The sequence below is a fragment of the Actinopolymorpha sp. B17G11 genome (assembly GCF_040196095.1).
Taxonomy (GTDB): domain Bacteria; phylum Actinomycetota; class Actinomycetes; order Propionibacteriales; family Actinopolymorphaceae; genus Thermasporomyces.
Window position 1 is genome coordinate 1 of the sequence record NZ_JBEFTW010000050.1, and the last position, 16,584, is coordinate 16,584.

15 protein-coding genes and 1 riboswitch are annotated in these 16,584 nt (G+C 69.2%); of the genes, 8 read left to right on the forward strand and 7 right to left on the reverse strand.

Features of this window, described 5'->3' with window-relative positions; translation table 11 throughout:
* From cobA to ABN028_RS32035, 4 genes are all read right to left on the reverse strand, one after another.
* The coding region (gene cobA / locus ABN028_RS32020) for a uroporphyrinogen-III C-methyltransferase (RefSeq protein ID WP_349699193.1) at positions 1 to 1,186 on the reverse strand (1,186 nt) is incomplete at its 3' end.
* On the reverse strand, positions 1,183 to 1,917 hold the full coding sequence (locus ABN028_RS32025; RefSeq protein WP_349330691.1) for a phosphoadenylyl-sulfate reductase: 735 nt from the start codon (positions 1,915 to 1,917) through the stop codon (positions 1,183 to 1,185). The genes ABN028_RS32025 and cobA, both read right to left, overlap by 4 nt.
* On the reverse strand, positions 1,914 to 2,060 hold the full coding sequence (locus tag ABN028_RS32030) for a hypothetical protein (RefSeq protein WP_349330690.1): 147 nt from the start codon (positions 2,058 to 2,060) through the stop codon (positions 1,914 to 1,916). Before ABN028_RS32030 ends, ABN028_RS32025 begins: the two co-directional genes overlap by 4 nt.
* A complete protein-coding gene (locus ABN028_RS32035) occupies positions 2,057 to 3,754 on the reverse strand; it encodes a nitrite/sulfite reductase (protein WP_349699194.1) in 1,698 nt (565 codons plus the stop codon). Before ABN028_RS32035 ends, ABN028_RS32030 begins: the two co-directional genes overlap by 4 nt.
* A gap of 406 nt (positions 3,755 to 4,160) precedes the next feature.
* Between ABN028_RS32035 and ABN028_RS32040 the strand changes: the two genes are divergently transcribed.
* Positions 4,161 to 5,981: a S9 family peptidase gene (locus ABN028_RS32040; protein WP_349699195.1), complete on the forward strand. Its 1,821-nt coding sequence runs from the start codon at positions 4,161 to 4,163 to the stop codon at positions 5,979 to 5,981.
* Between the two features lie 129 nt (positions 5,982 to 6,110).
* Positions 6,111 to 6,683: a Uma2 family endonuclease gene (locus ABN028_RS32045; RefSeq protein ID WP_349330687.1), complete on the forward strand. Its 573-nt coding sequence runs from the start codon at positions 6,111 to 6,113 to the stop codon at positions 6,681 to 6,683.
* Between the two features lie 78 nt (positions 6,684 to 6,761).
* Here ABN028_RS32045 and glyA read toward each other — a convergent pair whose 3' ends face one another.
* The gene (glyA, locus tag ABN028_RS32050) at positions 6,762 to 8,042 is read right to left on the reverse strand and encodes a serine hydroxymethyltransferase (protein WP_349330686.1); all 1,281 of its coding nucleotides are present in this window, start codon (positions 8,040 to 8,042) and stop codon (positions 6,762 to 6,764) included.
* An 85-nt stretch (positions 8,043 to 8,127) separates the two neighbouring features.
* Positions 8,128 to 8,251, reverse strand: a riboswitch (ZMP/ZTP riboswitch).
* 128 nt (positions 8,252 to 8,379) lie between these two features.
* On the opposite strand from glyA, the gene ABN028_RS32055 reads away from it, so the two are divergent.
* The 3 genes from ABN028_RS32055 to ABN028_RS32065 all read left to right on the forward strand — a co-directional run bounded on the left by ABN028_RS32055 (position 8,380) and on the right by ABN028_RS32065 (position 9,995).
* On the forward strand, positions 8,380 to 9,069 hold the full coding sequence (locus ABN028_RS32055; RefSeq protein WP_349699196.1) for a hypothetical protein: 690 nt from the start codon (positions 8,380 to 8,382) through the stop codon (positions 9,067 to 9,069).
* Between the two features lie 246 nt (positions 9,070 to 9,315).
* The gene (locus ABN028_RS32060) at positions 9,316 to 9,453 is read left to right on the forward strand and encodes a hypothetical protein (protein WP_349330684.1); all 138 of its coding nucleotides are present in this window, start codon (positions 9,316 to 9,318) and stop codon (positions 9,451 to 9,453) included.
* Positions 9,454 to 9,545: 92 nt separating this feature from the next.
* On the forward strand, positions 9,546 to 9,995 hold the full coding sequence (locus tag ABN028_RS32065) for a hypothetical protein (protein WP_349330683.1): 450 nt from the start codon (positions 9,546 to 9,548) through the stop codon (positions 9,993 to 9,995).
* A gap of 463 nt (positions 9,996 to 10,458) precedes the next feature.
* On the opposite strand, the gene ABN028_RS32070 is transcribed toward ABN028_RS32065, so the two are convergent.
* Positions 10,459 to 12,159 carry an acyl-CoA dehydrogenase family protein gene (locus ABN028_RS32070; RefSeq protein ID WP_349699197.1) on the reverse strand — a complete coding sequence of 567 codons (1,701 nt, stop codon included), beginning with the start codon at positions 12,157 to 12,159 and terminating at the stop codon, positions 10,459 to 10,461.
* 17 nt (positions 12,160 to 12,176) lie between these two features.
* On the opposite strand from ABN028_RS32070, the gene ABN028_RS32075 reads away from it, so the two are divergent.
* Positions 12,177 to 13,283 (forward strand): YihY/virulence factor BrkB family protein, encoded by a 1,107-nt coding sequence (locus ABN028_RS32075; protein WP_349699198.1) that lies wholly within the window; start codon positions 12,177 to 12,179, stop codon positions 13,281 to 13,283.
* Here the strand turns inward: ABN028_RS32075 and ABN028_RS32080 are convergent.
* The gene (locus ABN028_RS32080; protein WP_349699199.1) at positions 13,229 to 14,239 is read right to left on the reverse strand and encodes a helix-turn-helix transcriptional regulator; all 1,011 of its coding nucleotides are present in this window, start codon (positions 14,237 to 14,239) and stop codon (positions 13,229 to 13,231) included. The two genes, ABN028_RS32075 and ABN028_RS32080, sit on opposite strands and share 55 nt — an antisense overlap.
* Positions 14,240 to 14,302: 63 nt before the next feature.
* On the opposite strand from ABN028_RS32080, the gene ABN028_RS32085 reads away from it, so the two are divergent.
* Together ABN028_RS32085 and ABN028_RS32090 are read left to right on the forward strand one after the other, a co-directional pair.
* Positions 14,303 to 15,481, forward strand: coding sequence for an epoxide hydrolase family protein (locus ABN028_RS32085; protein ID WP_349699200.1), 1,179 nt, complete (start codon positions 14,303 to 14,305; stop codon positions 15,479 to 15,481).
* A complete protein-coding gene (locus ABN028_RS32090; protein ID WP_349699201.1) occupies positions 15,478 to 16,581 on the forward strand; it encodes a winged helix DNA-binding domain-containing protein in 1,104 nt (367 codons plus the stop codon). Before ABN028_RS32085 ends, ABN028_RS32090 begins: the two co-directional genes overlap by 4 nt.
* Positions 16,582 to 16,584: the final 3 nt, after the last annotated feature.

The window sequence follows — 16,584 nt, forward strand, 5'->3', positions numbered from 1 at the left end:
TGACGACCGCGCCCACGTCGATGACGGCGGGGTAGCGGACGTCCTGGGCGGCGGCGATTTCGACGATCGTAGCCAGTGTGCCCGGCGTCAGACGCTGCTCCGGCAGGGTGCCGCGCTCGACGAGAGCGACCGGCGTGTCGGGCGACCGTCCGTGTGAGAGGAGGCCGTCGACGATCTCGCCGAGCTGGCTCACCCCCATGAGGAAGACGAGCGTGCCTTCCAGGCCGGCAAGGCCTTCCCAGTCGGGCTCCTCGCCGCGCCGCGACGTGTGCGCCGACACCACCGTGAACTGCCGGGCGACGCCGCGGTGGGTCACCGGAATTCCGGCCACCTCCGGCACGGCGACTGCGCTGGTCACGCCCGGGACGACCTCGCAGGGAACGCCGGCCTCGGCGCAGGCGAGCGCCTCCTCGCCGCCACGGCCGAAGACGAACGGGTCGCCGCCCTTCAGGCGTACGACCTGCTGCCCGGCGCGGGCACGCTCGACGAGAAGGTCGTTGATCTCCATCTGGGTCATGGTGTGGGCCTGCGGGCCCTTGCCGGCCTCGACCACCTCGACGCCCGGGTCGAGTTCGGCGAGCAGGGCACGCGGAGCCAGTCGGTCGACGACCACGACGTCGGCGTCGGCCAACAGCCGTCGACCACGGGCGGTGATGAGTCCGGGATCGCCGGGCCCGCCGCCGACCAGGGCGACGTGGCCGTTGCGGGGACGGCGGAACCTGCGTACTGGCAGTTCGCCGGTCTCGAGCTGGGTGGCGATCCGGTCCTTGATGGCCCGCGCCCGCCGCGGGTCGCGTCCGGCGGAGACGGCGACGGTCACGTCGTCGACCCGTGCCGTGGCCGGCGTCCAGGCGGGCGAGTGGGTGGCGTCGGAGGCGCGTACGCACCAGATGCCGGACGCCTCGGCCTCGGCAGCGACCCGCGCGTCGGTCGACACGTCACCGGTGGCGGTCTGCACGACCCATGCTCCGCCGAGGTCGCCGGGGGCGTACTCCCGAGGAATCCAGGTGACCTGCGCATCACCGGTCATGACCGCGAGGTCCTCGCACAACTCCGGGGCGACCACCACGACCTCGGCGTCGGCGTCCAGCAGACCACGGACCCGGCGCGCGGCGACCGGGCCGCCCCCGACGACGACCGCCCGGCGTCCGGACAGGTCCAGCATCAGGGGATAGCGCGGGCTCATGTGTGGATGCCGCACTCGGTCTTGGACAGCCCCGCCCACCGCCCGCTCCGCGGGTCCTCTCCGGGCGCCACCCGCCGCGTGCACGGCCAGCAGCCGATGGACGGGTAGCCGTCGTGGAGGAGCGGGTTGGTCATCACGCCATTGTCGACGATGTAGCTGTCGAGGTCATCCTGGGTCCACCGGGCGAAGGGCGCGATCTTGACCTTGCCGCGCCGGGCGTCCCATGCGACCACGGGTGTGTTCGCCCGGTCCGGTCCCTCGTCGCGCCGGATTCCGGTCGCCCAGGCGTCGTAGGCCTGCAACGCCCGCTCCAGCGGTGCGACCTTGCGGAGCTGGCAGCACAGGTCCGGGTTCCTTGCGTACAGGTCGGCTCCGAGCGTGGCGTCCTGCTCGGCCACCGTCTGCCGCGGCCGGACGGTGACGAGGTTGATCGGGATGGTCACCGAGGCGGCGTCGGCGGTGCCGACGGTCTCCGCGAAGTGGTAGCCGGTGTCGAGGAACACCACGTCGATGCCTGGCTGGACCGTCGAGGCGAGATGCGACAGCGCCGTCTCCTGCATCGACGACGTGATGCAGAACCGTTCACCGAACGTGTCCACCGCCCACTGGATGATCTCGGTTGCGGTCGCGTGCTCGAGGTCGCGGCCCGCCTGGGTGGCGAGCGCCTCGAGTTCCGCGGCGTCACGCCCGGACGCCCCCGACTGCTGAGGCAAAGCGGCAGTAAGACTCATGAACGCACCACCAGTCCGATGAACTTCAGGGAGAAGGCACGGGTGCAGCCGCGGCACTCCCACGCGCCGTGGCTGTCCTCGGCGGGACGGAGGTCCTCCTCGCCGCAGTACGGGCAGTAGAACGGGGTCGCGCGCTCGCTCATGTGAGGGCCTCCTCTGGCGCCCGGGTCACCCACTGGGCGAAGCGCTCGCCCTGCTCACGCTGGTCGAGGTAGTGGCGGACGACCCGCTCGACGTAGTCCGGCAACTCGTCGGCGGTGACCTTGTGGCGGCGGAGTTTGCGCCCGAAGCCGGCGTCGAGCCCGAGCCCACCACCGAGGTGGACCTGGAAACCCTCCACCTGCTGCCCGGCATTGTCGAGCACGCTCTGGCCCTTGAGACCGATGTCGGCGACCTGGATCCTGGCGCAGGAGTTGGGGCAGCCGTTGAGGTTGACGGTGATCGGGACGTCGAGCTCGGGGATGCGCCGCTCCAGCTCATCGATCAACGCGGCCGCGCGAGCCTTGGTCTCGACGATGGCGAGCTTGCAGTACTCGATCCCGGTACAGGCCATGGTGTGCCGGCGCCATCCGGACGGGCGTGCCTGCAGGCCGATGTCGGCGAGTGCGCCCACCAGGTGCTCGACCTGGTCCTCCTCGACGTCGAGCACGAGCAGCTTCTGCAGCGGTGTGGTACGGATGCGATCCGAGCCGTGTGCCGCGGCGATGTCGGCGAACTTTCCGAGCTGGCTCCCCGACACCCGGCCGGCGACCGGCGCGACGCCGACGTAGTAGCGGCCGTCCTTCTGGCGGTGGACCCCGATGTGGTCGCCGGGAACCGCGGGAGGCTCGGGCGCGGGACCGTCGACCAGCTTGCGCTTGAGATACTCGTTCTCCAGCACGTCGCGGAACTTTTCGGCCCCCCAGTCGGCGACGAGGAACTTGAGCCGCGCGCGGTGCCGCAGCCTCCGGTAGCCGTAGTCGCGGAAGATGCTCGTGACGCCCCACCACGCCTCGGCGACCTCGTCGAGGGGGATCCAGGTGCCGAGCCGCTGGGTGAGCATCGGGTTGGTGGACAGGCCCCCGCCGACCCACAGGTCGAAGCCAGGACCGTGGTCGGGGTGGACGACGCCGACGAACGCGATGTCGTTGGTCTCCGGCGCGACGTCCTGGCTCGGGTGGCCGGTGAGGGCGGTCTTGTACTTCCTCGGCAGGTTGGAGAACTCCTTGCTGCCGATGTAGCTGGTGGCGATCTCGTGGATGGCCGGTGTCGGGTCGATGATCTCGTCGGCGGCGACTCCCGCGACCGGGCTGCCGATGATGACCCGAGGGCAGTCGCCGCACGCTTCCTGGGTCTGCAGGCCGACGGCCTCCAGGCGTTCCCAGATCGTCGGCATGTCCTCGATGCGGATCCAGTGCAGCTGGATGTTCTGCCGGTCGGTGACGTCGGCCGAGTCGCGGGCGTACGTCGTGGAGATGTCGGCGATGGTGCGCAGCTGCGCGACCGTGAGCTGACCACCGTCGATGCGGACGCGCAGCATGAAGTAGGAGTCCTCGAGCTCCTCGGTGTCGAGGATCGAGGTGTGCTCCCCGCTCATTCCGGGCTTGCGCTGGGTGTAGAGGCCCCACCAGCGGAAGCGACCGCGCAGGTCGGACGGGTCGATCGAGTCGAAGCCGCGGTGGGCGTAGATGTTCTCGATCCGGGCACGGACGTTCAGCGGGTCGTCGTCCTTCTTGGCCTGCTCGTTCTTGTTGAGCGGCTCGCGGTAGCCCAACGCCCACTGTCCTTCGCCGCGCTTGCGGCGTGGGGGACGGTTGGCGGCGGGCCGCGGCCGGGCGGCAGACGACGTGGATGTCATGGAGGGTTTGGTCCTCGGTCAGGGCACAGGATGGTCAACGCCACCGTGCCGAGCGGCGAAGTCGAGGAAGCCGGCGCAACCGAGCGCCCGGGTCCCGCTGTCAGGGGAGGGTGGGGCGCCTCAGCGCGCCGAGAGACACAGCATGCTGCGCATGCGGCCGAAATCGAGGTGACGCCGTCCCACGAGGAGCGGGGTTACGGGCATCATCATGGTCATCAGCCTGCGTGAATGAGGCCCGACTGGCAACTGAATCGTCCGCGATGCGAGACGTCCGTCTCGAAGTCCGACTATTCTTGTAGGGATTCTGGTTGCCCTGATCAGCCTCGGCCCAGGGATTTCGTCCCGCTTCGCGGCACTCTGTCGCCGACTGCTGGGTGCCGGAGCTGGCCTCTGGCAAGATCGCCCGATGACTCAGCCAGCGTGGGTTCGACGATTCAGGGCGACCGACATCAGCTTTCCACGGTGGGCACGTGACGCCCCGCATCGGTGCCTCTACACCTCCAACCGCAGCGGTACCGCCGAGCTGTACGGATGGGACCGCCAGGAGGCCCGGCACGTCCAGTTGACGTCGCGACCGGAGGGAACCACGTGGGGCGTGATCCATCCGGACGGTGAGTCGGTCTGGTGGTTCGACGACACCGCCCATGACGAGCGTGGCCGGTGGGTGCGACAGGCGTTCGACGTCTCCGGCGCGGCGGGCGGCAAAGCCGAGATCGCGGTTCCGGACCTGGCGCCGGGCTACCCGGTCGGCCTGGCGCTCGGTCACCGGGTGGCGGCGGTTGGAATGTCCGAGCGTGGCGGCGTGCGACTCCACCTCCACCGGTTCGACAGCGCGGCCACGACCACGTTGTACGAGTCGGCCCGCCACGCGCAGGTCTCGGCCATGTCCTACGACGAGACTCTGCTGGCGATCGAGCACTCCGAGCACGGTGACGCGGACTATCCGGCAATCCGTGTCCTGCGAACCGGGTGCGGGACCGTCGTCGGTGCGATCGCGGGCGAGCTGTGGGACGGTATCGGCCGTACTCTGCACGCGGTGGCTTTCGCTCCGTGCCCCGAGGACTCCCGACTCCTCCTCCATCACGAGCGATCCGGCCGCTCCGAGCCGATGATCTGGGACCTCGCCGCCGATACTTTCGTCCAGCCGCACATCGATCTGCCCGGTGAACTGTCCGCCTCCTGGTACCCGGACGGATCGGCTCTGCTGATCCGACGCCACTGGCACGCGCGCGATGAGCTCTACCGGTACGACCTGGAGGCCGAGAGCCTCGCACGGGTGGAGACCGCGTGCGGCGTCGTCTGGGGACATGGCGTACGACCGGATGGCACGGTGGAGTATCAGTGGTCGGCGGGGGACCGGCCGTCCGCCATCCTGACCGAGTCCGGGTCACCGGTGCTGGAGGTGGTGGAACCGGCACCGCCGTCCGCAGCCCTCGACGATGCCTGGGTCGACGGCCCGGGCGGACGGATCCACGCACTGGTGGCCAGCCCTCCGGCCGCGAGCGGTCCGATGCCCACGGTGTTCTGGCTCCACGGCGGGCCTGGCGGCGAGATGACCGACAGCTTCTTCCCCATCCGGGCCGCGTTCGTCGACGCCGGCTTCCGCGTCGTCCACGTCAACTATCGTGGCTCGTCCGGATACGGCGCGGCCTGGCGCGACGCGCTGCGACCGGCGCCCGGCCTGGTCGAACTCGAGGACGTCGCCGCAGTGCGCGACTGGGCGGTAGACACGGGACTCAGTGATCCCGACCGGTGCGTGATCACCGGCAAGTCGTGGGGCGGCTACCTCACGCTGCTTGCGCTCGGCACGCAAGCCGACCGCTGGGCCGCCGGGATCGCCGACGTCCCCATCGGGGACCTCGTCGCGCTCTACGAGGACGAAATGGAACCGGTCCGCGAATACGACCGGTCATTGTTCGGCGGCTCACCTGAGCAGATCCCGGACAAGTGGGCGCGATCGAACCCGATCACGTACACCGACCGGGTGAAGGCGCCGCTTCTCGTCATCGCCAGCACCAACGACCCGCGCTGCCCGATCCGCTCGGTCGACAACTACCTCGCCCGCCTCGCCGAGCTGGGAACGCCGTACGAGGACTACAGGTTCGAGGCCGGTCACATGAGTGTCGTCGTCGAGGAGCAGATCAAGCAGATGGCGCGCCAGCTCGACTTCCTCAGCCGCCACCTCTCCGGTCCGCCAGAGGACGCATCGAGTGCGCCGAAGCTGTAGGTCCTGCGGGCTTTGTGCCTACCGCCTGTCACGGCACGTCAGGAACCGGCGGAACCGGGACAAACCACGGGTGAGGTGCGCGATCCGGTGGGAGTGTCGGTGGCCATTCCCAGGCTTAGACTCGCGTTCATGGAGAGGGGGTGCCCCGTGACCCAGCCGGCGTTCGCTGTGGACTCATGGCCAGACTTCTGGACCGAAGACGATCTCGCCGCTCTCCCCGACGATGGGCACCGGTACGAGATCATCGACGGGAGCCTTGTCGTGTCCCCACCGCCCACTAGCCGGCATCAGAGCATCGTCGGAAACATCCTCGCCGTCCTTCGCGCGGCGGCGCCGGCCGGTTGGCGGGTACTCCACGAGGTGGGGCTTCGGGTGCCGGGTGGCAACTTCATCGCTGACGGTGCGGCTCTCCGTCCTGGGGCGGATCTCGACCTGGTGTGGCAGGACCCATCAGCTGTCGGCCTGGTTGTTGAGGTCGCGTCCGATTCGACGCAGGACCTTGACGATGGCAGCAAGGCGATCAAGTACGCCCGGGCCGGCATTCCCGCCTACTGGCGCGTGGCTAGGGACGGCTCGATCAAGGTGGGCAAGATCGTGCGACCGGGCGAGTACGGTCTGGTGACCAAGGTGGAGGTCGGACAGGTGTGGGAGGCGACTGTGCCGTTCCCCGTGATGCTGGATCCGCAGGTCATCGGCGCCTGACCGCGCCGCCCACAAGGACTGGAGGAACCCCGCTGGCGAACGCTCGTCAGCGGGGCTCCCTGCTGTCTCTGACCAGAGTCAGCTGGCCGGCCAGCCCGGGATGGGGAACGCCTTGGTGAAGTCGCGGACGTCCGCCGCGATCCGGTCGAGCGCCTCCCCATCGTCCTTCTTGCCCGCCTCCACGGCCTCGTCCATCCAGGCCGCGATCTGGGGCATGTGCTCGGGCGCCATGCCGCGGGTGGTGATCGCCGGAGTGCCGATCCGGATCCCCGACGGCGCCCAGGGCTTGCGTGGGTCGAACGGCACGGTGTTGAAGTTGAGCTCGATGCCGGCCCGGTCCAGCGCCTTCGCGGCCGGCTTGCCGCCGACGTCCTTGTTCGTGAGGTCGATGAGGATCAGGTGGTTGTCAGTGCCGCCCGAAATGAGATCGAAGCCGCGTGCTGTGAGCGCGTCGGCGAGCGCCGCCCCGTTGGCCACGATCTGACTGGCGTACGCCTGGAACTCACCGGTCGCGGCCTCGCGGAGCGCGACCGCGATCGCTGCCGTGGTGTGGTTGTGCGGCCCACCCTGCAGACCGGGGAACACCGCCTTGTCGATGGGCTTCGCATACTCCTCGGTGGTCATGAGCATCGCCCCACGCGGACCGCGGAGCGTCTTGTGGGTGGTCGTCGAGATCACGTCGGCGTGGCCGACCGGCGTGGGATGGACGCCACCTGCCACCAGGCCGGCGATGTGCGCGATGTCGGCCACGAGCATGGCGCCGACCTCGCGGGCGATCGCCGCGAATGCCTCGAAGTCGATCAGCCGTGGGATCGCCGTCCCTCCGCAGAAGATCAGCTTCGGCTGCTCCTTGTGGGCGAGGTCGCGTACGTGGTCCATGTCGACACGGCCGGTCTCCTTGTCGACGCCGTAGTGGACCGGCTTGAACCAGGTGCCCGTCGCAGAAACCGGGGAGCCGTGGGTGAGGTGACCGCCGTGCGCTAGCTCGAGGGAGAGGAACGTGTCGCCCGGCTGCATGAACGCGAGGTAGATCGCGAGGTTGGCCGGCGAGCCGGAGTAGGGCTGGACGTTGGCGTGCTCGACGCCGAAGAGCTCCTTGGCGCGGGCGACGGCCAGCTCCTCCACCTCGTCGATGATCTGCTGGCCTTCGTAGTAGCGCTTGTGGGCGTAGCCCTCGGAGTACTTGTTGGTGAGGACCGTGCCGGTCGCCTCGAGGACGGCCTGGGACACGTAGTTCTCGCTCGGGATCAGTCGGATCTTCTCGAACTGCCGACGGCCCTCGGCCTCGATGAGCCGGGCGATCTCGGGGTCGGCGTCGGCCAGCCTGGCGGCGAGGTCGAGACCAGTACGCTGCGTCATTGCTCCTCCTGGGTCAGCGGTGGTGACGGTCACTCGGTGACCGCCTGGTCGTGCGTGCCCTGTGGTTCAGGGACACGCCCTCAGACCCAGGCACCCAGGCGCGCGGTGCCCGTGCTCGGTCGTACGGGACGGTGTCTGTCGTACGGCAGCCCGTACGCCGCTCCCCGGTGGTCGATTCCACCTTGCCTGCGCCAGTCGCGGTAACCACGAGCCTAGTGCAGAGGGCCGGGCCCGTGGGCTGGCAGGTGCTCCCCAGACCTTGACATGATTCGATGTCCAGCCGTTACGGTGCTCGCCACCAGCGCGGCGCAGGTCAGGCACTACTCGGGGGTCACGTGTGAGTCTGGATGGCTTCGCCATGGGGGCGGGACCGGACGATCTCGCGCTCGGGTTCGTCGCCTTGGATGGGCGCGTGCAGCGTGTCCGCGACCAGATTGTCTCGCGGAGCCACACCGTCGAGGACCGACGCAAGGTGATCCAGTTGAGCGTCGACGGTGTCGGCCGGATCAAGCACGTCGAAGTCGACCCGCGGTGGCAGCGGGTCCTGCAGGCCCAGGTGCTGGACCGGGAGGTCGCGGCGCTCTACCGTGCCGCCCGTGACGAGGCGGCGCATGCCGAGCAGGTGGCCTACTCCGACGCCGGCTTCAGCGAGGCCGCTGGGTCCGAGGTCGCCGCGGCGCTCCGCGGCTTGGTGACGACGATCCCGGGGGCGCGGGACATCCTCGCGAGGCTGTCCTCGGAGTCGCTCCGCGTGGAGCGCGAACGAGGTGCCGTCGCCGCCGAGTTCAACGGTGACGGTGTTCTGCTCTCGCTCGAGATCCGGACCCGCTATGCCATCGAGACCGACCCGGCGCGGCTTGCGGGCAACATCGAGGCCGCGCTGCGGGAAGGTGAAGAGGCGATCGTGCAGCGGCGTACCGATCTCGCCGCCGAACTCACCAGGGGGCGATCGATCGAGGAGGTGGCAGAGGAGAACCTCGATCGGCTGCGACAACGCATGGATGTCCTTCGAGCAAGGTTGCCGTAAGCGGGTGCAGGCGGAGAGGAGCGGCGATGAACGAGATCGATCGTCCGGCGAATCCGGGCGGCAGGTGACCGCTTCTTCGACATCGGTGCCGACTTCTGGCGATTCGCCCGCCGACTCGACGAGGGGCCGTGCTACCTGTCGGCACCCGACTGGGGCTACAGCGGTGGCGGCAAAGAGGACGTCGTCGCGAAGTACGACGGGATCCGGGGCGGAGTCCGGGACTTCCTTCGTGATGGTGCCGAGGCCATGAGTGAACTCCGGGAGGTCCTCTACCGTGCGGCAGCACGGAGTGCGGAAGACGAAGAGATGAGCAGGGAGGAGTTCGACCGGATCGGACGCTCACTCGACGAGGGGCCGCCCAGGAGGGCTGATCGTGATGAGTGACTCACTGAGCCCTGAGCAGGAGCGGTATTGGCGGTACAACCCCGACGGCTTATGAGCTTCGCAGGAAGTGGCAGGACGAGGCATCCGAGGCATTGGACAGCTTCGTCAACAACAAGGTGGATGACTGCTTCGACGCGCTGGAAAGTCGATGCGAAGCAGTCGCCACGGCAATCCGGGCGATGGCGGATGCCCAGGAAGCACTGAACGAGAGCATCGAAGACGCTGCAAACACGAGTGTGGTCGGAGCAACTGCTGGCGCAATTGCTGGTGGTGGGGCAACGCTGATGACGGCTGGCGCGGGTTCGGCAGTCATCGTGGCAATGCTTTCCGCGATCGTGACCTCGATCGTAACGTGGACTTACGAGGCTTGGAGCATCTATCAGGAATTCGTCGCGGACTGCCTGGAAAGCCTTGACAAACTGGGGGTCAGCGTGAAGTCGCATGGGGTTCAGGTGGTACGTGGCCCCGCCATGGGACCCTGCATAGATTCCTACCTCTCTCTTGGCGCAGGCTCTGGATTTGCTGTTTCAAGTACCCGATAGATCCTTCGCAAGTGATATGCGCCGGCATAGCAGAGCAGCCCTATTGCCGTCATGGCGAGTGCTCGGGATGGCCTATCCGTGGTCGCAGAGACAAGCATTGAGAACGCAACGCAGACTATGGCGAGCAATGCCAGGAGGCGCCAGTACCTGCGACAATCCGCGCTCTTGAGCCTGCCCTTGAACCCCAGACGTACGACGGGGAGAAAAAGAGCATAGGCGATCGCGGAAAGGATCGCCCCGACCAGGAAGATCGCAGCGGCCGACGTCTCATGTGCTGCGAATGCACCTCCGATGAGAACGCCAATCGGGATCATGAAGGTGAGTGCGAGCACCAGGGGGATGACCGTGCGCACCCCGCCGTAGTAGCTGGGGGAAGCGCCAAGTGGACTCCTGGTGGAGGGCATGGCGCTTAGGGTACGGCGCTGTATATGTGCGGGAAAGATCACACCACGCCGGAACCGAGTCAGAAATCCGGCACCGCGCGGTGGAGGATGGCGTCGGTGTCGACGCCACGGGGGAGGGTGCCGAACGTCACGCCAGCGTCCCCGCTGAGCCGGGAGGCGCAGAACGCGTCCGCAACTTCGGCCGGGGCGTACTCCACGAGCAAGGCGCCTTGCAGAACCTGGGCGAGGCGTTCAGCCAGCCGACGGGCGCGGTACTCCGCCTGGTCGAGGTCAGCCAGCGACGTCAGGACGTCCTCGACAGCACGGGCAAGGCGGGGATCGGCGCTCTGGGCGGAGGCAACCTCGCCGAGCCAGGCTTCGAGGGCGGCGGGCTCGCGTTGCAGCGCCCGGAGGACGTCGAGTGCCTGCACCGACCCCGACCCCTCCCAGATCGAGTTCAGTGGCGACTCGCGAAAGAGCAACGGCATGCCGGACTCCTCGACGTAGCCGTTCCCGCCCAGGCACTCCAGCGCCTCCACCACCACGGCCGGAGTCCGTTTGCACACGAGGTACTTCGCCGCTGGAAGGGCGATCCGTAGGAACGCCTGCGCCGCCGGGTCGGCCGAGGCCCTGTCGACGGCCGTCGCGAGCCGGAGCACGAGCAGGGTGGCGGCCTCCTGCTCGACCGCGAGGTCGGCGAGGACGTTCGCCATCGCCGGCTGGTCGACCAGAGCCTTCCCGAACGCCCGGCGGTGGCGCGCATGCCAGACGGCCTCGACCACGGCACGCCGCGTGAGGGCGGCCGAACCGAGTACGCAGTCGAGCCGGGTGCTCGCGACCATCGGGATGATCGTGGCGACGCCGCGTCCCTCCTCGCCGAGCCGCCGCGCCCACGTGGACGCGAACTCCACCTCGGCGGAGGCGTTGGACCGGTTGCCGAGCTTGTCCTTCAGGCGTACCAGCCGGAATGTGTTGCGGCTGCCGTCGGGCAACACCCGGGGTACGACGAAACAGGTGAGCCCTCCGGGCGCCTGCGCCAGCACCAGGAAGACGTCGTTCATGGGTGCCGAACAGAACCACTTGTGTCCGGTGAGGAGATACTCGCCCGCCGACCCGAGTGGCTCCGCGACGGTCGTGTTCGCGCGTACGTCCGAACCGCCCTGCTTCTCGGTCATGGCCATCCCGGCGAGGCAACCGGCCTTGCCCGCTGCCGTCTTCAGGCCGGGGTCGTACGTCGTCGACGCGAGCCGGGGCACCCACTCCGCGGCGAGCGCCGGGTCGACCTGGAGGGCGGGCACGGCGGCGTAGGTCATCGACACCGGGCAGCCATTCCCCGCCTCCGCCTGACTCCAGAGATAGAAACCGGCGGAACGGGTGAGGTGCGCAGACGGCTCGCGCGACGTCCACGGTGTCGCGTGCAGCCCCCACCCGACGGCGCGCCCGAGCAACTCATGCCAGGACGGATGGAACTCCACCTCGTCGACCCGGTGACCGTACCGGTCGTGCGTCACGAGCCGGGGTGGGTGGCGGTGCGCGTCGAACGCCAGGGCCCGCGCCTGTGGTGACCCGGCCACGGTGCCGATCTCGCGGAGGCGGGAGTACGCGGACCCGGACTCCGGTTCGGGCGCCCATCGCCTCAGCGCCTCCTTCAGGGCACTGTCCGAGCCGAACGCGTCGTAGTCCAGGACCGGAGGCTGGTTGGTGACGGCATGCGTCTCCTCGTTCTCTCGGCGTACCCGGCGGGGAGGTGACACGGAGGTTGCGGGGTGTTGCGCGTCCATGTGGCTACGGTATGCGCATGAGCGGGCGGGCGCCGGTGGCTGGCGCGCAGGGGGAGCGGACCCGGCGAGGATTTCGTGGCTCGCTGGCCTGGCGACTTCTCAGGGGAACTGTCGGCGCATGCGTGCGCTACCGCGTGACCGGCCTCGCGGCGGAGGGCGCGTTCTTCGCGATCCTGTCGCTGCCGCCGCTGGTGTTCGGTCTGGCCGGCTCGATCGGCTACGTCGTCGGCGGATTCGGCTCCGACACCGTCGAACTCGTGAAGGCGGAGCTGGTCGAGGTCGCCCGAGGCGCCCTCACCGAGCAGAGCGTCCAGAGCGTCATCGTGCCGACGCTCGACGCCGTTCTCGACGAAGGTCGTGCCGATGTCATCTCGGTCGGCTTCGTCCTCGCCCTCTGGTCAGGTTCGCGCGCGCTGAACGTCTTCATCGACACGATCGCGATCATGCACGGCCTCGGCGGGCGGCGCGGAATCGTCAAGACCCGGGTCCTGTCGTTCTCGCTGTATGTCGTCGCCCTCGGAATGGCGATCGTCGTCCTCCCGCTCGTCCTCGCCGGACCGTCCCTCGTCGATGCCCTCCTTCCGGCACGGTTGGACTTCCTGACGACCGCGTACTGGCCCGCCGTGCTGGTGTCCTCGAGCGTGTTCCTCACCACGCTCTACCACCTGGCCGTACCGAAACGGACGCCGTGGCTGCAGGACTTCGGTGGTGCGGTGGTGGCGATGGTGCTCTGGATCGCCGGGAGCTTCGCGCTGCGCTGGACGTTGTCGCACGCGATCGGCAGTACGTCGATCTATGGTCCGCTCGCAGCTCCTATCGCGGTCCTGCTGTGGTTGTACCTCATCGTGATCTCGCTCCTGATCGGCGCCGCGTTCAGTGCGACGTTCCATCGACTGCTGAACGACCGGATGCACCCGGTTCTGCGGCAACCGGTGGGAAATCGGCAGGTGGGGAACCGGCAGGTGGGGAACCGACGGGTGGGGAAGCGGCGGGAGCAGCCACGCGGCCGATCCGGACACACGCGCGAGAACGAGGCGGCGCGGCGTACCGCCGCGGAGGCGCATGGTGCTCAGCCCGAATCGCCGGCGCCGGCCCTCGCCCCCGAGTCGTCCGGCGACGGCTGAGGGGCGGACTGAGCGGCGCGACCGAACCGCGCCGCGAGCGTACGGATGTGCGGGGCGAGTGCGGCAGGCTCGTGCACGTGGAAGTCGAACCCCAGCACTCCGACGTAGATCGCGAGCTCCTCGAGCGAGTTGGACCCGGTGTGGAGCAGGCAGGTGTCGGCGTCGACCGCCTCCACGACGCCCGAGGTCGGCGTCACCCTGTCGGCGACCACCTCGGCGGGTGCATGCATCGTGAAGCGGGCTTGGTACCGGTAGGTCCTGGTCGAGACACCCCTGGACGCGTACGCCGCGATGTCGGGATCGGGCGGCTCGCGCGGCGCGAAGCGCGGACCGGTGGGCGCGCGTGGTGTGATCCGGTCGACCCGGAACGTCCGCCAGTCGTGTCGGTCCAGGTCGTAGGCGACGAGATACCACCGCCGCCCGGTGTGGACCAGGCGGTGTGGTTCGACGGTCCTCACGCTCGAGCTCCGGTCGTGGGCCTGGTAGTCGAAGCGCAGTCGGTCGTGGTCGCGGCAGCAGGTGGCGATGAGCGTCAGCGCACCCGGATCGACGGTCGCCGCACCCGAGGCCATCGGAACTGTGACCGCCTGCAGGGCGCTGATCCGGTGGCGCAACCGGGACGGCAGGACCTGCTCGAGCTTCGCGAGTGCCCGCACGGACGTCTCCTCGATGCCGGCGACCGTGCCACCTGCGGCGGTGCGCAGGCCCACTGCCACGGCGACCGCCTCGTCGTCGTCGAGCAGGAGCGGCGGCAGGGAGGCGCCCGCGCCCAGCCGGTAGCCGGCGGTTCCGCGGGTCGCATGGACGGGATAGCCCAGCGCCCGCAGGCGGTCGACGTCGCGCCGGACCGTACGCACGGTGACGCCGAGCCGCTCGGCGAGCTCCGCGCCAGACCAGTCGCGCCGGTTCTGCAGCAGCGAGAGCAGCTGGAGGAGCCGGCCAGAGGTTTCCCGCATACCCTGAATCCTCGCCAAGAGTTAGGACAAGAGCTGACCTTACTGGCTCCTAGTGTGACTGTCATGACGAACACCAACCCGCCCGGGCGCCGTCCGCAGATCCGGCCGTTCCACCTCGACATCGCGCAGGTCGACCTCGACGACCTCGCCGACCGGCTCACCCGCACCCGCTGGCCGGACGAGCTGCCCGGCGTCGGCTGGACCCACGGCGTATCCCTGGACTATCTGAGGGACCTCGTGGAGCACTGGCGGACCAGCTACGACTGGCGCAAGCACGAAGCGGAGCTGAACGAGATCCCGCAGTTCACGACCGAGATCGACGGTCAGAGGATCCACTTCCTCCACGTGCGTTCGCCCGAGCCGGACGCGCTCCCGCTGATCCTCAGCCACGGCTGGCCCGGGTCGGTGGTGGAGTTCCTCGACGTGATCGGCCCGCTCACCGACCCCCGCGCTCACGGAGGCGACCCGGCCGATGCGTTCCACCTGGTGATCCCGTCGCTGCCCGGCTTCGCCTTCTCCGGCCCGACGCGCGAGGGCGGCTGGGACTCCCGGCGCATGGCCGTTGCGTTCGCCGAGCTCATGCACCGGCTCGGCTACGAGCGCTACGGCGCTCAAGGCGGCGACTTCGGCGCCTTCATCGCACCGGACCTCGCGCGGGTCGACGGTGAGCGGGTCGTGGGCGTCCACGTCAACGCCGCCACCGTCGGATTCATCCCGTTCGGACCGGTCGACGACGCCGTGCTCGCCGAGCTCACCGACGTCGAGAAGGAACGCATCGAACGCAAGAACCGCTTCCTGTCCGAGGGCAACGCGTACTTCCAGATCCAGGCGACGCGCCCGCAGACGTTGGCGTACGGGCTCACGGACTCGCCGGTCGGCCAGCTGGCGTGGATCGTCGAGAAGCTCAAGGAGTGGACGCATCCGGCCGAGGACCTGCCCGAGGCGGCCATCGACCGGGACCGGTTGCTCACCAACGTCATGCTCTACTGGCTCACCGCGACAGCGGGCTCGGCGGCGCGGCTCTACCTTGAGAGCATGCGCAGCCAGAACTGGCCCACGAAGACCGCCGTTCCGACCGGGGTCGCGGTGTTCGCCGAGGACATCGCCATCCGGCGGTTCGCCGAGCAGACCAACACGATCGTGCACTGGAGCGACTTCGACACCGGCGGACACTTCGCGGCCATGGAGGTGCCGGACCTGCTTACCGGAGACGTCCGCGCCTTCTTCCGGTCGCACCGATGAGCGACGTGCTCACGACGCGGGCGCTCAACCGCACCACGCTCGAGCGGCAGCTGCTGCTCCAGCGGTGGCGGTTGCCCGCACTCGACGCGGTGGAGCGCGTGGCCGGCCTGCAGGCGCAGGCGCCGTTCCCGCCGTACTACGGGCTGTGGTCACGGCTCGTCGACTTCCGGCCTGAGGAGTTGGCGGACCTGCTCACGACACGGCAGGTCGTGCGCATCGTGCTGATGCGTTCGACGATCCACCTGGTGTCCGCGCGCGACTGCCGGCTGCTGCGGCCGCTCGTTCAGGTCGTCTCCGAGCGGGGCCTGAGTGCCGTGTTCGGCCGGTCCCTCGACGGGCTGGAACTCGAGGAGGTCGCCAAGGCCGGCCGCGCGCTGGTGGACGAGCGGCCACTCACCTTCGCCGAGCTGGGCGCCCAGCTACGGGAGCAATGGCCCGACCGGGACGCCTCGGCACTCGCCCAGGTCGTCCGCGCCAAAGTCCCCCTCGTGCAGGTACCCCCACGGGCGATCTGGGGTGCCGGCGGACTCGCGCGGCACACGTCCGCGGAGTCCTGGCTGGGCGCTCCGATGGACCCTCAGCCGGCCCTCGCCGAGCTGGTCCGGCGGTACCTCGCCGCATTCGGCCCGGCCACCGTCGCGGACATCGCGAAGTGGTCAGGGCTCACGAAGCTCGGCGAGGTCGTCGACGGTATCCGGCCGGAGCTGCGGACGTTCCGGGACGAACGGGGACGCGAGCTGGTCGACCTGCCCGACGCGCCGCGGCCCGACCCGGACACGCCGGCCCCTGTCCGGTATGTCGCGGAGTTCGACAACCTGTTGCTCGCCCATGCCGACCGCACCCGGGTGATCGCCGACGAACACTGGCCGCGCATCTACACCGTCAACGGGATCTTCCCCGGAACCGTTCTCGTCGACGGTTTCGTCCGCGGGACCTGGCGGATCGTCAAGCAGCGCAGGAAAGTGACGCTCCGAGTCGATCCGTTCGTCCGCCTGGCGAAGCGCGACCAGGCCGCCCTCGGCAAGGAGGGGGAGCGACTGCTCGCCTTCGCCGCTCCTGACGCCGAGGCCCGCGACATCGAGGTCTCGGCCGCGGGGTGAGGC

What these genes read in the sequence shown, in the direction of transcription:
- ABN028_RS32025 (WP_349330691.1), bottom strand. Translation starts at nt 1,917, where the DNA reads ATGAGTCTTACTGCCGCTTTGCCTCAGCAGTCGGGGGCGTCCGGGCGT.
- ABN028_RS32030 (WP_349330690.1), bottom strand. Translation starts at nt 2,060, where the DNA reads ATGAGCGAGCGCGCGACCCCGTTCTACTGCCCGTACTGCGGCGAGGAG.
- ABN028_RS32035 (WP_349699194.1), bottom strand. Translation starts at nt 3,754, where the DNA reads ATGACATCCACGTCGTCTGCCGCCCGGCCGCGGCCCGCCGCCAACCGT.
- ABN028_RS32040 (WP_349699195.1), top strand. Translation starts at nt 4,161, where the DNA reads ATGACTCAGCCAGCGTGGGTTCGACGATTCAGGGCGACCGACATCAGC.
- ABN028_RS32045 (WP_349330687.1), top strand. Translation starts at nt 6,111, where the DNA reads ATGGAGAGGGGGTGCCCCGTGACCCAGCCGGCGTTCGCTGTGGACTCA.
- glyA (WP_349330686.1), bottom strand. Translation starts at nt 8,042, where the DNA reads ATGACGCAGCGTACTGGTCTCGACCTCGCCGCCAGGCTGGCCGACGCC.
- ABN028_RS32060 (WP_349330684.1), top strand. Translation starts at nt 9,316, where the DNA reads ATGAGTGAACTCCGGGAGGTCCTCTACCGTGCGGCAGCACGGAGTGCG.
- ABN028_RS32070 (WP_349699197.1), bottom strand. Translation starts at nt 12,159, where the DNA reads ATGGACGCGCAACACCCCGCAACCTCCGTGTCACCTCCCCGCCGGGTA.
- ABN028_RS32075 (WP_349699198.1), top strand. Translation starts at nt 12,177, where the DNA reads ATGAGCGGGCGGGCGCCGGTGGCTGGCGCGCAGGGGGAGCGGACCCGG.
- ABN028_RS32080 (WP_349699199.1), bottom strand. Translation starts at nt 14,239, where the DNA reads ATGCGGGAAACCTCTGGCCGGCTCCTCCAGCTGCTCTCGCTGCTGCAG.
- ABN028_RS32085 (WP_349699200.1), top strand. Translation starts at nt 14,303, where the DNA reads ATGACGAACACCAACCCGCCCGGGCGCCGTCCGCAGATCCGGCCGTTC.
- ABN028_RS32090 (WP_349699201.1), top strand. Translation starts at nt 15,478, where the DNA reads ATGAGCGACGTGCTCACGACGCGGGCGCTCAACCGCACCACGCTCGAG.